12 protein-coding genes are annotated in these 14,422 nt (G+C 47.2%); all 12 read right to left on the bottom strand.

Annotated elements, in window-relative coordinates:
* Nucleotides 1-26: 26 nt before the first annotated feature.
* Nucleotides 27-1,418, bottom strand: a complete 1,392-nt coding sequence (gene menE / locus CKV62_RS01960; protein ID WP_095066693.1) for an o-succinylbenzoate--CoA ligase — start codon at nucleotides 1,416-1,418, stop codon at nucleotides 27-29.
* Between the two features lie 154 nt (nucleotides 1,419-1,572).
* The gene (menB, locus tag CKV62_RS01955) at nucleotides 1,573-2,415 is read right to left on the bottom strand and encodes a 1,4-dihydroxy-2-naphthoyl-CoA synthase (RefSeq protein ID WP_095065288.1); all 843 of its coding nucleotides are present in this window, start codon (nucleotides 2,413-2,415) and stop codon (nucleotides 1,573-1,575) included.
* On the bottom strand, nucleotides 2,408-3,232 hold the full coding sequence (gene menH, locus CKV62_RS01950) for a 2-succinyl-6-hydroxy-2,4-cyclohexadiene-1-carboxylate synthase (protein ID WP_095065286.1): 825 nt from the start codon (nucleotides 3,230-3,232) through the stop codon (nucleotides 2,408-2,410). The genes menB and menH overlap by 8 nt, the downstream gene beginning before the upstream one ends.
* A 1-nt stretch (nucleotide 3,233) precedes the next feature.
* On the bottom strand, nucleotides 3,234-5,015 hold the full coding sequence (gene menD, locus CKV62_RS01945) for a 2-succinyl-5-enolpyruvyl-6-hydroxy-3-cyclohexene-1-carboxylic-acid synthase (protein WP_095065285.1): 1,782 nt from the start codon (nucleotides 5,013-5,015) through the stop codon (nucleotides 3,234-3,236).
* A 167-nt stretch (nucleotides 5,016-5,182) separates the two neighbouring features.
* A complete protein-coding gene (locus CKV62_RS01940) occupies nucleotides 5,183-6,325 on the bottom strand; it encodes an isochorismate synthase (protein WP_095065282.1) in 1,143 nt (380 codons plus the stop codon).
* A gap of 301 nt (nucleotides 6,326-6,626) precedes the next feature.
* Nucleotides 6,627-7,889, bottom strand: a complete 1,263-nt coding sequence (gene purD, locus CKV62_RS01935) for a phosphoribosylamine--glycine ligase (protein ID WP_095065280.1) — start codon at nucleotides 7,887-7,889, stop codon at nucleotides 6,627-6,629.
* 97 nt (nucleotides 7,890-7,986) lie between these two features.
* Nucleotides 7,987-9,516 carry a bifunctional phosphoribosylaminoimidazolecarboxamide formyltransferase/IMP cyclohydrolase gene (gene purH / locus CKV62_RS01930; protein WP_095065278.1) on the bottom strand — a complete coding sequence of 510 codons (1,530 nt, stop codon included), beginning with the start codon at nucleotides 9,514-9,516 and terminating at the stop codon, nucleotides 7,987-7,989.
* 39 nt (nucleotides 9,517-9,555) lie between these two features.
* Nucleotides 9,556-10,179, bottom strand: a complete 624-nt coding sequence (gene purN / locus CKV62_RS01925) for a phosphoribosylglycinamide formyltransferase (protein ID WP_095066692.1) — start codon at nucleotides 10,177-10,179, stop codon at nucleotides 9,556-9,558.
* Nucleotides 10,180-10,255: 76 nt separating this feature from the next.
* Nucleotides 10,256-11,317 carry a phosphoribosylformylglycinamidine cyclo-ligase gene (purM, locus tag CKV62_RS01920; protein ID WP_095065276.1) on the bottom strand — a complete coding sequence of 354 codons (1,062 nt, stop codon included), beginning with the start codon at nucleotides 11,315-11,317 and terminating at the stop codon, nucleotides 10,256-10,258.
* Nucleotides 11,304-12,722: an amidophosphoribosyltransferase gene (gene purF / locus CKV62_RS01915; RefSeq protein ID WP_095065274.1), complete on the bottom strand. Its 1,419-nt coding sequence runs from the start codon at nucleotides 12,720-12,722 to the stop codon at nucleotides 11,304-11,306. Before purF ends, purM begins: the two co-directional genes overlap by 14 nt.
* A 12-nt stretch (nucleotides 12,723-12,734) precedes the next feature.
* Nucleotides 12,735-13,463 (bottom strand): phosphoribosylaminoimidazolesuccinocarboxamide synthase, encoded by a 729-nt coding sequence (purC, locus tag CKV62_RS01910; protein WP_095065272.1) that lies wholly within the window; start codon nucleotides 13,461-13,463, stop codon nucleotides 12,735-12,737.
* Nucleotides 13,464-13,621: 158 nt separating this feature from the next.
* Nucleotides 13,622-14,113 (bottom strand): 5-(carboxyamino)imidazole ribonucleotide mutase, encoded by a 492-nt coding sequence (purE, locus tag CKV62_RS01905; RefSeq protein WP_095065270.1) that lies wholly within the window; start codon nucleotides 14,111-14,113, stop codon nucleotides 13,622-13,624.
* Nucleotides 14,114-14,422: the final 309 nt, after the last annotated feature.

The following is a 14,422-nucleotide window of genomic DNA, read 5'->3' as shown; positions in this document are numbered from 1 at the left end:
GCACCTCACTACATACCTGCAATAAATTAACGCTCCCGTGCAATAAGACTATTGCGCATAATCTTTCCCGTTCCGTTTCTCGGTAAAGAATCCATAACCTGTACATATTGAGGAATCTTATATTTCGCTAAATGCTCCTGTAAAAAAGCGAGTATTTCATCTTCCCCAAGGTTCTGATTATCATTAAAAGCCAAGAAGAGTGCAGGCACCTGCCCCCATTTCGAATGCGACATAGGTACTACAGCGCATTCTTTTACGGCATCCAATGTGTAGAGTAAGTCCTCGATTTCTTTCGGATAAATATTTTCACCGCCGGAAATGATGAGGTCTTTACGTCGATTCAGGATATATACAAAGCCGTCCTCATCAACATAGCCGATATCATCCGTATTAAAATCACCATCGATAGGTTCACGATTGATATAACCGCTCATGACCATAGGGCCTTTCAGATGAATTTCACCGATTCCCTCTTCATCGGCATCAACAATGCGTACCGTCATGCCCGGCAACGGCAATCCCACGGACTCAGATTTATCAGGATAATCCAGCACAGAAAATGTCACACTTTGACTAAAGGTTTCTGTCATTCCGTAGGTCTTATAAATCGGCAAATTCTTTTTTATACAGGATTCAATAAGGGACTGCGGAATAAATTCACCGCCCAGTAAGATGACGCGTAAGTTATGATGTTGAATTCTCGGCTCCAAGTGAGTCAGAATGGTAGGCACCAATGACATCATATTGATCCGATTACAATTGATGAGATCAAGGACCTTATCCTCATCATATTTCGGCAATACCGTAACGGCCGTGCCGTTATACAAGGACCGCATCAGAATCGATAAGCCGCTTACGTGAAATAACGGCAGCACCATGAGCCAGTTATCTTCATCGGTCACGCCTAACACAGATCGGGACGCCTTTACATGGGCACGAATCTGTCCCCAACGCAAGGGAACGGACTTAAACTGCCCTGTCGTGGCGCTCGTATTCATAATGGCCGCAACATCCGTATCGTTAAAGGTCCAGTCAAACGTATCCTCTATCACAGGGGCTGAAATGATACTTTCACACGATTCAAACGCAACAGAAATAGCGGAGTCCGGCACCTGATGACGTCGCTCAATGCTGTGCAATACAGTCGTAACACCTAGTTGTGACAGTTGAGTCTCAATCTCGTTCGTCTTAAGATGTACATTCAATAAGAGGACCTCTTTATGAGCCAGCATAGCCGCCAAAATATAGATTGCCATCGTCACGGAATTATCGGATAAGACAGCGATTCTCGACGCATCTAGAGATTCCAGGCTACGAGCTGCATAGATCACCCCTCGGCATATCTCCTCGTAGGTATACCCATTCATACATATGCGATTGGGATAGTGCCGAGCACCGTAACGTAACCACTCCATCATATTACCTTTCATCGAATCATCAATATATTCCATATATAAAAGAAAGGCGCCCCACAAGGAGGCGCTCTATGCGAATCGTATCAGCAAAACACATCAGCGGGAGCCGAAACATATCACCTCATACTGAACGACTCTCACCTCATGCATTATTTCATTAAGGGAATTTAGGAAATTGCTTAAAGTTAGGTTTGCGTTTTTCCTTAAACGCATCGCGACCTTCCTTAGCTTCATCGATAGTATAATACATTAACGTCGCATCCCCTGCGAATTGTTGTAAGCCCGCAAGGCCGTCCGTATCCGCATTGAAGGCCCCTTTCAACATACGCAACGCCATAGGAGATAATTCAAGGATTTCGCTGCACCATTGGACCGTTTCTTCTTCGAGTTTATCGAACGGCACAACGCAATTGACCATACCCATTTCATAAGCCTGTGCAGCCGTGTATTGACGACAGAGGAACCAAACTTCACGAGCCCGTTTATGACCGATCATGCGCGCCAAATAGCCCGCACCGTAACCGGCATCAAAAGAACCTACACGAGGACCGGTCTGTCCGAACTTTGCATTTTCGGAGGCGATGGTAAGGTCGCACACGATATGCAATACATGACCGCCACCGATAGCATAGCCGTTTACCATGGCGATAACAGGTTTAGGAATAACGCGGATCAAACGCTGCAGATCCAGAACATTAAGGCGCGGCACATTATCTTCACCTACATAACCGCCGTGACCGCGCACGCTTTGGTCACCGCCGGAGCAAAACGCTTCTTTGTCTTCCCCTTGTCCGTGGTTTGCACCTGTCAATACAATGACGCCCACTTCGTTATCTTCACGGGCCACCGTAAACGCATCAATCAATTCCATAACCGTTTTCGGACGGAACGCGTTGCGCACCTGCGGACGATTGATAGTAATCTTTGCAATACCGTTATAAGTCTCATAAATAACGTCTTCGTAATTACGATCTAGTACTTTCCAATCAAATTTACTCATGGATGTAACCTTTCTCATCTAAAAAATTCAGCACCGCCTGCTCAAATGCGCGCGGCTGCTCTATGTGCACATTATGCCCCGCCCCTTCGACGATGACATGGTGAAAGTTCGACATCGTGCCGAACACATCTCTTCCTATTGTAGTATATTTTATGTCCAACGCGCCACTCACATATAGTCCGGAGACGGATAATTTTTTCAAATCATCTCCCACATAGGGCATGACACCTTGTCCCGATCCACGCAATGTAGCGGCTAACGCATTCGGACTGTTATGTGCACGTCTACGATATATGAGTTCCCGTTGCTTCTGTGAAAGTCGTTGTTGTGATGCAAAAATCGGCGCTTGCGCCCAATGCTCCGCAAACCACGCCCCATCGTGAGTTTCAATACGTTTAGCCAACTCTTCATCAGTTCGTCTTCGCGCCTCACGTCCAGAATCCTCGGCAATGCCGACGGAACCGCTCTCTAAAATGAGGCGTTTGACCTCCGACTCATATTGCAATGTATAGAGCAAGGCTAATCTCGCCCCCATGGAGTACCCCATCAGATGATAGCTTTCACCGGCCACATGATACAGAACCGTATGCAAATCCTCCAGCATAACGGGAATCGTATAGGCCATCTCGTCATCGGGAACATCAGAATCACCGTGACCGATCGTATCGATGCGAATCATGCGATACCCCGGCAGTGTAATCCCGTTCCATGTATATCCGGACTCGGAAAATCCGTGAAGACATACCAGCGGCTCACCGGTGCCGACAATAGTCAAGCCGTATCGATAGGCCCCTAAGTCTATATACATGCGTTGCATATCAGTGGATCCGATATTTTTTATGCAACTCTCGACTTCCTTCCTTGGATGTTGGAATTTCAATGATATGTACCCCCGACTGACCGATATACTGTGCGAACGCCGCCTCTAAATCGTCATTATTCCGAACGCGCACATAATCAACACCGTATAATGTGGCAAGACCACTATAGTCAATACCTTGCGACGTGTTAAATAAATAATCGAAATGCTCCGTGCCTTTTTGGGGCAAGTATTGGAAAATGCCGCCCCCATCGTTGTTATGAAGGACGATGGTGAGATTCAGCTCATGTGTCTTTGCGATGGCAAAACCGTTCAAATCGTGAAAGAACGACAAATCCCCCGTCAGTAATACGGTCGTCTTTCCGTTCGTGGACAGGCCTAATGCGGTCGACACGGTCCCGTCGATTCCGTTGGTACCGCGATTTCCGTATACATCCGCATCACTGCGCCCACCGGCCCAGAAGTAATCCATATCGCGGACGCTCATGCTGTTGGCACTCATGATTTGACCGTCCTTCGGCATGAATCGTTGCAACATATAGATGGTTCGACCTTCGAATAATTCCGATTCCTTCGCCACCGCATCCAATTGATTACGACTGTATGATTCCGTATCAATCCATGCAGCAAGGTACTCATCGATAGAGGTATCAAACGTTTGATCGCAACCATCAGCAATGTTCTCTGTCCCGGTAAATGTATTCGCTACACCGGCCGAAACACTCGTCGTATCAGTAGCATTCACTGCACCGGCAGAATGCAATTCAAAAGTATATCCTTTGAAACCGTTCATCAAACCTTGTGCCGTCGACTGAATATACATGATCGTATTTCCCATAGGATTCGTATAATCCATAGTAGGACTCACTGATATAATCATCATCTCGTCCATAGATCCTATCCATTGTTGAACACGCTTGGATACAACCATCTGACCGATTTGTAAAATACAGTCCGGTTGCAATGCATCACGACGATTTTCATCAACCAAGAATGCATCATAAGAGGTAATGATATGCTCATCATCGATGCGGCGCATATTCGATAGCGGATCTGCAAGAATAGGCGCTTTAAGCATATGTCCCAATTCCAAAATAGCCATTTCTTCGTCAAGACTCCAAGACGGGCCTGACAAGACGAGAACCTTTTTGTTCAAAAGCGCCTCATAAATGGGCTTAACCTCGCTTGGCCGCAACATACCGGTCACCAATGAAAACGGTTGTTTCATGCGACCCGCCTTGAAGTACTTTCTATCAAAATCTGGTACCAACGGTTCAAAGAGAGGTACATTAATATGTACCGGACCGCACTTCAGGTCCATTGCTTTCATATACGCCTTGCGCGCCACCTGACGCGGATACGTATAGAAATGTTCTTCGCGAGGTACAGATAGCTCCTCATAGTAATTGACAGCCGTACCGAAAAGCTTTTGCTGATCTACCGTCTGCGGAGCCCCCACATGTTGTAATGTATGAGGTCGGTCGGCGGACAAAATAATAAGCGGAACGCCACTATATTGAGCCTCTAAAATAGCCGGTAAATAATGAGCCACCGCAGAGCCTGATGTGCACACCAGTACTGCCGGCCGCTTATGAGCCTTTGCGATACCTAAGGCCATAAAAGCAGCCGACCGTTCGTCAATATTCATATATGTTTCAAAGCCTTTATGCTCCGTAAAGAGCATAGCCATCGTCGTAGAACGCGAACCCGGACTAAATACGACATGCCGGACGCCGAGCAGATGCAGTTCGTCTACGAGGGCTGCAATATATTCGTTCATTTCGATTCCTTTCACTTTTCCCTTCGGTAAGGTGTGGTTCAAAAAATGCATTATAAATTAGTCAAAAAGGCTGGTTAGCATGAGAAAAACGACTTGGCGGCTTCGCGAAGCGAAGTAGGTGGCCTTGGAGGCTTTTCGCATGCTGACCAGCCATAACTACGAGAAATTTATAATGCATCTAATATGGTTCTCATTTTATTGTTAGTTTCCTCATACTCCGCATCCGCATCGGAGTCGCCTACGACACCGCAACCGGCGTAGGCATACAGGGTATTACCTATAACGAGAGCCGACCGAATGGCCACGACGACGATGCCATCCCCCATGTCTTTCATAAAACCGAATGGCGCCGCATACATACCTCGCTCATGGGTTTCATATTTCTGTAACAGAGCAAGCGCCTGCTCCCGCGGTTCACCGCCGAGGGCCGGTGTAGGATGCAGCAATTTCGCCCATTCGACCAAGGGCTTCGTCGAATCTGTAGCGGTAATGATGGTGCGTAAGTGGTATAGATGAGCCAGCTCCATAATGCCCGTTTCCCCTACCGATACATGAGGCGTAATGTCTTTCATGGTATTCAGAATCCGGTCCCGTACGATATTGTGCTCAAGCAAATTCTTAGAATCTGTAAGCAACTGTTCCTTTGTCCACGCATTTGGGCCATCCTTCGGCGCTGTTCCGGCCAACGCATAGCTCAAGATTTCGCTGCCTCGATGGCGCACCAGAATCTCCGGCGAAGCGCCTAAAAATGTGCGACCATCCTTTTCATACCCGAAAATAAAACAATTCGGATTATTATCCGCCAAATTAGCCAAAATGCTTGCCACATTAAAAGGTTCCGGACTCGTAAACTGAACCTCGCGGGATGCAACGACCTTTGTCGTTTTTCCATGCGCAATGCTTTCACCGATAGCATTCATCAAACGGTCCCAGTCGGCTCTATCATCACTCGTTTCCGCATACTCATGGCGTACGCGCGGCACCGGTACGTCCTCGATTACTGCCGGTTCCCCCGCATATAGGTAAAAAGATTCCCCGTTTTCCACAATATAGTAATGGGTGAAAGCAATCATCTCATGCCCCATCCCCTCCCATTTAGGGTCATTCGAGGCATCAAAAAAAGTATCCCCATAAAATACATAGGCATACCATTTACGGTCTTCGTCATCGAGAACCGTCGCCAAGCGCTTGGCACCGACAACGATACGGTCACTTTGACGATCCACCCAAAACACGCGTTCCTCATTCGGAAAATTGAGCCAAAAAGCTACGGGGCTATTCAGTTCCAACGGTTCTTTATTATATATCATAATCGTATATCGCTTATCGCTATTTATGTAATCAGATATTCATCATATAAAACGCCTAACGTATAAAAGATTTAGTCCTCTTACACGTCAGGCGTCATCGTTAAAAGTTTCTACATTTTTGATATGAGCCTAACGCCCTAGCACGTTAACGGGCTCTTTCACGTTTTCATTATATCATAAATAAGAAATAAAACAATCCTCCACTCCGGCCATGACACATAGCATAGACCCTCCCAATGATAAGGTTATTTCACTTTACCACCGGAAGGGTCATGCGCAATTCCACGATGTAGAGAATTATTTATTTGAAAGCTTTAGCACCGATATCCTTACGGTATTGCATACCGTCAAAGGAAATATGCTCTATTCGTCCATAGGCTCGGTCCAGAGCCGTCTGAAGATCCTTCCCGAGTCCCACGACGCCCAGAACGCGACCGCCATCGGTCACATACTGATGGTCGACGAGCTTTGTACCGGAATGGAATACGATAGTCGTATCATAGGGTTCGATATCCCCCTTAATCACATCACCTTTCGAAGATGTTTCCGGATAGCCTTTCGATGCAAGGATGACGCAGGCAGCGGATGATTGCTTCCACCGCACCTCTTCCGCTTTCAATGTACCCTCGGCACAGGACATCATAACTTCGCCCAAATCGCTGTCCAGTAAAGGCAATACCACTTGTGTTTCAGGATCGCCGAAACGCGCATTGAACTCGACCACCTTCGGGCCTTCATCTGTAATCATGAGTCCCGCATACAGACAGCCCACATACGGCATACCTTCATCAGCCAATGCTTTTACAACGGGATTTAAAATCCTCCGCATCGCCTCATCCCGAAGTTCATCGGTCAGAACCGGAGCGGGAGCATAGGTCCCCATACCGCCTGTATTAGGGCCTTTGTCGCCGTCAAAAATGCGCTTGTGATCTTGAGATGCAATCATGGGAACCACCGTCTCGCCGTCCACAAATGCGAGCAAGCTCGCCTCTTCACCGACCATGAATTCCTCTATAACCACGGTATGCCCGGCCTCACCGAAACGATTACCGCTGAGCATATCCTCCACGGCTGCATACGCTTCGTCCACGGTCATGGCTACAACGACGCCCTTGCCCGCAGCGAGACCGTCGGCCTTCACTACGATGGGCGCCCCCGTATCATCAATAAATGACTTTGCGGATTCAACGTCGGAAAATACGCCATATGCAGCGGTCGGAATATCATAGCGTTTCATCAGCTCCTTCGCAAAGACCTTGGAACCTTCCAGTTGAGCCGCCGCCTTGGACGGACCGAACACGGGAATACCTGCGCTGCACAAACTATCGCTAAGCCCTGCCACAAGCGGGGCTTCAGGACCGATGACGACAAGGTCCACCTGATTATCTTTCAGAAACTGAATCAAGTGTTCTGTTTGCTTCCAGTCGATTCCTACCAACTCGGCACAACCGGACATGGCCGCACTGCCGGGAACAGCGTATACCTTCGTTACACTGGGGCTGATAGAGAGGCGCCAAGCCAAGGCATGCTCGCGGCCACCACTGCCGATGACACATACTTTCATAGAGTCCTCCGTCCGGCGCCTAATGCGCCAAGTTTCATAACTAAAATATATTAAAATGAATATATACTCTGGCAATACTGCATTCCATGTTCCTATATCAATGTTTAAAATGACGAATGCCGGTAAATACCATGGCTATGCCCGCTTCGTCGGCAGCCTTGATGGATTCCTCATCCCGAATGGATCCGCCGGGCTGGATAATCGCCGCAATACCATGCTTCGCCGCCGCTTCAACGGTATCGCCGAACGGGAAAAACGCATCCGATGCCATAACGGCACCATGAGCCGCCTCACCCGCCTGTTCCAGTGCGATATTAGCGGAGCCGACACGATTCATCTGTCCCGCACCGACGCCCAATGTATGATGCTCATTGGAAATGAGTATGGCATTTGATTTCACATGCTTTACTATCTTCCACGCAAATTCAAGAGCCTTCCACTGCGCCTCCGTAGGCTGCACCTTCGTCACCACTCTATAATTAGCGCGGTCCTCAACGATATCATCCTCCGTTTGCACCAATAAACCGCCGGAAACTTTCTTTACCGTCATTTGCCCCGATTCCGGTTTCGACAATTCGATAAGGCGTATATTCTTTTTAGCTTCTAAAATGATCAACGCTTCCTCTGTGAAAGCCGGCGCCATGATAACTTCTAAAAAGATATGACTCATTTCCTCCGCCGTCGGGCCGTCCACTTCGCGATTAAGTGCAACGATACCGCCAAAGGCCGAAACGGAATCCGCTTCATAAGCCGATACATAAGCATCCTTCAATGTATCTGCCGTAGCGGCTCCGCATGGATTCGTGTGTTTAATGATACAGGCCGCGGGCTCCGTAAATTCCCACACCATATTCCAGGCCGCTTCCATATCCACAATATTGTTATAAGACAACTCCTTGCCGTGTAACTGCTTTAATGCCCCCATACCATGAGCCGTACCGATTTCCCTATAGAAAGCAGCCCGTTGATGGGGATTTTCACCATACCGGAGATCGGTCACCTTTTCATAAGCGCTTAAATATTCAGGCGGTGTAGGACCTTCTTTCAGAATGGTGCTCATGTAATTAGCAATAGCTATATCATAAGCCGCCGTATGTGCAAAGGCTTCCTTCGCCAAAGCGAAACGATATTTTTTTGACAATTCACCGTCTGTCTTTAACATGTGAAGAACTTCATCATAGTGATTCGGGTTGACCACAATCCCTACATATGCGTGATTCTTCGCAGCCGACCGTACCATTGTAGGACCGCCGATATCGATGTTCTCAATAGCCTCCTCCAGCGATACATCGGGTTTTGCAATGGTTTCCCGGAACGGATACAAGTTGACCGCCACCAAATCGATAGGTTCAATACCGTGTTCCGCCATCGCCTGCTGATGCTCTTTATTATCTCGAATAGCCAAAATACCGCCATGCACCTTTGGATGTAATGTTTTCACGCGACCATCCATCATTTCTGGAAAGCCCGTCAAGGATTCAACAGACTTTACGGGGATGCCTGCATCAGCGATGACTTTCAATGTACCGCCTGTAGAGTAAATGGTGACACCTAACTCAACTAATCCCTTTGCAAAATCTATAATCCCCGTTTTATCGGATACACTTAAAAGTGCATTCTTAATCATATATCCTCCCAACCTCTGTTTTCGCACAGAATGACAATCTTATTCTTCAATGCGTACGATGCGCCCCTCAACAGAAAGCTTATCAGCACAAAATAATCGCAATGCCTCAACGTATGTAGCATGTTCTACGGGTAATAACCGTTCACTCAACGTATCCTCCGTATCATCGGGCAATACAGGCACCGTATTCTGCATAATAATGGGCCCCGTATCCATACCGGTATCTACAAAATGAACGGTACATCCCGTTACCTTTACGCCCGCCTCAATAGCCTGTTGATGTCCATGCAAGCCCGGAAAAGACGGCAATAAAGCGGGATGAATATTTAAAATCCGATGCTCATAGCTGTCGATTAACTGACATCCGAGGATACGCATATATCCGGCGAGTACGATTCCGTCCACCCCATAAGGCGCGAGGGCCTCTAATTGAGCGGACTCAAAATCCGCCTTGGAATCATAATCCGACCGTTCTATGACGACGATGGGAATCCCCCACCCGTCCGCACGCTGTACAATCCCCGCATCATGATGGTCCGTAATAATTACAACGAATGTCCCGTTAATATAGTCGTCACACATGGCCTTATAAAGAGCCTCTCCGTTAGAACCGCGACCGCTGGCAAAGAGGGCCAGTCTCTTCTTCACAACTTTATTACCCATACCACCATTCCCTACATCGGTCGTGATACTGCCGACGCTATTGCTCACAATAGCGATAGCGCCGATATCATCAGTCTCATGCATCAAATTCAGCCCCTTTGAGAACTACAGGGCCGTCACCATTAACGACACGGCCGATTTCATAAACCGCTTCATTCCGTTTCGCAAGATCCGCTTTCACTACGTCCGCCTGTTCAGGTGACACGACGAGAATCATGCCGATTCCCATATTGAAAGTACGGTACATTTCAGGCCATTTCACATTACCCCACTCCTGCAGTTTTGTAAATACCGGCAGGCGAGGCCATGTACTGACATCAATATGAGCCGTTACGCCTTTAGGCAGAATGCGAGGAATATTTTCATAAAAGCCGCCGCCCGTAATATGAACCATCCCTTTGAGCAGATTTTTCTCTAGGAGCGGCAATACAGCCTTCGGATACAGCCGTGTCGGCGTCAATAACTCCTCACCCAAGGTTTTGCCGAACTCAGGAATTTTGGTATCGATGGAGAATTTCTTATGTTCAAATACGATTTTACGAACCAATGAAAATCCGTTTGAGTGAACGCCGGACGAAGGCAATCCCAAAATGATATCTCCCTCCGCGATATGTTCACCGGTAATAAGTTTAGGTCGATCAACGATTCCCACAGCAAAGCCGGCCACATCATAATCATCATTATCGTAGAATCCCGCCATCTCGGCTGTTTCACCACCCAATAGAGCACAGCCTGATTCCTCGCATGCCCGCGCTACACCGCGCACAATATCCGCGACTTTCACCGGGTCCAACTTGCCCACTGCAATGTAATCGAGGAAAAATAGAGGCGTCGCCCCCTGAACGAGGATATCGTTCACACTCATCGCCACACAGTCCTGACCGATTGTATCGTGTTTATCCATCATGATGGCGAGTCGTAATTTCGTCCCTACCCCATCGGTACCGGATACGAGCATAGGATCCGTCATGCTGTGCCCCGCCAAGGAGTACAGGCCTCCAAAGCCTCCTAAATCCCCTACTACCCCGGGAGTATAAGTGCGCTTTACGGATTCCTTCATCAATTCCACGGCGCGGTTTCCCGCATCGATATCAACACCGGCGTCACGATAGGTTAAACTGGTTTTATTCGAGCACATATTTGACCCCTTCCTCCTGTTCCGACGGAACCGCAACACTGTAATCACCATTGAAGCAGGCGAAACATAAATCATTTGCGCCTACTCCCGAAACAGCGCGACAGAGCCCCTCACGGGATAAATAATGTAACTTATCCGCATGAATATAGTTCTTAATCTCATCCACCGTATGAGTCGCTGCAATGAGTTCTTTTCTGACCGACGTATCGATGCCGTAATGGCAGGAGTACTCAATGGTGGGAGAGCTGACGCACATGTAAACTTCTTTGGCGCCCGCCTCTTTTAACATTTTAACGATGAGTCCGCTCGTAGTACCTCGCACGATGGAATCATCGATGAGAACGATACGCTTTCCGCTGACGACATGAGGCAATGCGTTGAGTTTCATGCGCACCGCCAGCTCACGTTCCTCCTGATTCGGTTTGATGAATGTACGTCCGCTGTAACGATTTTTAATGAGACCTTCCGCGAAAGGAATTCCGGAGGCTCTTGCATATCCTAATGCGGCGGTCGTTCCCGAATCGGGGATGGACATGACAATATCCGCATCATATTTTGTTTCATTATATAATTCACGCCCCATGTTGATACGCGCTTCATACACCGACTGACCGTCGATATGACTGTCGGAGCGGGCGAAATAAATATATTCAAAAACGCATAGCTTTTTATCGATTTTTTCGGGCTCCGCATAGATAGTGCTGCGTACACCGCTATCATCGATAATGACCATTTCACCCGGATCGATATGGCGTATAAACTCCGCCTTAATCGCGTCAAAAGCGCAGCTTTCACTAGACAGTACATATCCGTTCTCGGTCTTGCCTAAGCAGAGAGGTCTGAATCCCTGCGGATCGCGAAGGCCCACAAGAGAATCATTTGTGGTAATAACCAACGAAAAAGCCCCCTCGATTTGACGCGCCGCATCGGCGATGCGTTCTACCTGTGTGGCAGCCTTGGACCGGGCAATTAAATTTACGATAACCTCCGAATCCATGGTCGTCTGAAAGATCGAACCGTCCGCTTCAAGGCGCTTGCGGATAGCAAGGGCATTCGTCAAATTACCATTGTGAGCCACCGCGATCTGTCCGCCCTGATAATGAATGACCAAGGGTTGAATATTGCGAGGATTACTGGAGCCCGTCGTGGAATATCTGACATGACCGGTTCCCATATAACTCGGCAAGGTCGGCAATTCCTTAATAGCCTCCGTCAAAAGACCCATGCCCTTTTTCAATTCCACATCGTGCCCATCCGTAACGGCGATACCGGCGCTTTCCTGCCCCCGATGTTGTAACGCAAACAAGCCCCAGTACACATAACGAGCCACATCTACGGTATGATCAAAGATGCCGAACACACCGCATTCTTCATGCCACTTGTCAAAAATAGGATCGTAATTCATGAGTCACTCCGATTAAGCACGCTCGCCTGTGAGGCGGAACAACATCTCCTTATAGGCTTCTTCAACATTGCCGAGATCGCGACGGAAACGGTCTTTATCAAGCTTGTCACCCGTTGTAGCGTCCCAGAAACGGCATGTATCAGGAGAAATTTCATCCCCTAAAAGCACTTCGCCGTTATGTCTGCCGAATTCCACTTTAAAATCTACAAGGGTTACATTTTTTGTAGCCAAAAATTTCTTTAAAATATCATTTACTTTTAAAGTGATGGTAGAAATCGTATCAAGTTCTTCCTGCGTAGCCCATCCGAGCGCCGTAATCTGCGATTCATTGGCAAAAGGATCGCCTAATTCATCGTTTTTATAACAGAATTCTAGAATCGGATGTTGTAAAGGTGTTCCTTCTTCGATGCCGAAACGTTTCGCCATGGAGCCCGCTGCAATGTTACGAATAATAACTTCTAATGGAATGATATCCAAGGTAAGTACCAATTGATTGCGGTCATCTTCACGACGGATAAAATGAGTCGGTACACCCTCTTTTTTTAGCAGCTCAAAGAAGAACGAGGAAATCTTATTGTTCAATACGCCCTTACCTAGAATCGTGTCATGTTTTTCGCCGTTAAATGCGGTGGCATCATCCTTATAATGTACAATGTATTCATCTTTATTATCTGTCTGATACACCTGTTTCGCTTTACCTTCATACAATAATGTCAATTTGTCCAGTTCGATGTTAGCCATGATGATCTCCTTTGCCGTAAATTATGAATGATCTATTTTAACCGTAATAAATGCTGAAACTGTTAATATTAAAAATTAAAAACTTTAATTCCGAAAATTTCGAAGTATTCATTGGGCGATATATTACCTCGCAGCGGACGATACAGTCTGAATCGACATCATTTACCGAGTTCGCTCTGCAACGCCTCGTTGTCCGCTAACACTTTATCCGCCATATCCTTTCGATATTGCTCGTATCGTTCTTTTAATTCTTTATTGAAAGCGGCACCGATCTGTACCGCAAAGAGAGCCGCATTTTTAGCCCCGTCCACAGCCATCGTCGCCACAGGCATACCGGACGGCATCTGAACGATGGCGAGTAATGAGTCGACGCCCTTAAGAGCCGTCGCATTAAGAGGGATACCAATAACGGGAAGCGTTGTAAAACTTGCCACAACCCCCGGCAAATGAGCCGCCGCACCGGCACCGGCAATAAAGGCGATGGCACCTTCCGTTTCGAGGCGTGTTACGAAGGACCGCACAGCCTCCGGCGTACGATGAGCCGAAGCAATAACCATTTCATAGGGAATATCAAATTCATCCAATACGGCAGATGCCTTCTTCATTATATCCAAATCGGACTTGCTGCCCATGATGATACCGACCTTCATATAACCTCCTAATAAAAAAGCCCAGCCTGAACAGACCGGGTCAAATGCGCACAGATAGCCTCCGAAGATTCACTTGTTGATTGTTGATAAAAGCGTTTCATGGTGCTACCTCCTTTTAGTAGCTAAATTGTAACACTAACAAGACCTTCGGTCAATACTTTTTTCGAATAATTAATATATAAGTTTTTATTATCGTTCGGTATATATCGAACAGCAGAATAATTAGGAAACAAGATCTATGAAGAATTCACATAATAAATTAGATACTTCACTTCGATTGAAACAATGTCATCAAAGTCTTTCATGACA

It is taken from the genome of Veillonella rodentium, assembly GCF_900187285.1.
In the GTDB taxonomy this organism is placed as follows: Bacteria; Bacillota; Negativicutes; order Veillonellales; family Veillonellaceae; genus Veillonella; species Veillonella rodentium.
Note: the sequence above shows the minus strand (reverse complement) of the source record. Positions and strands in the feature narration are given on the sequence as shown.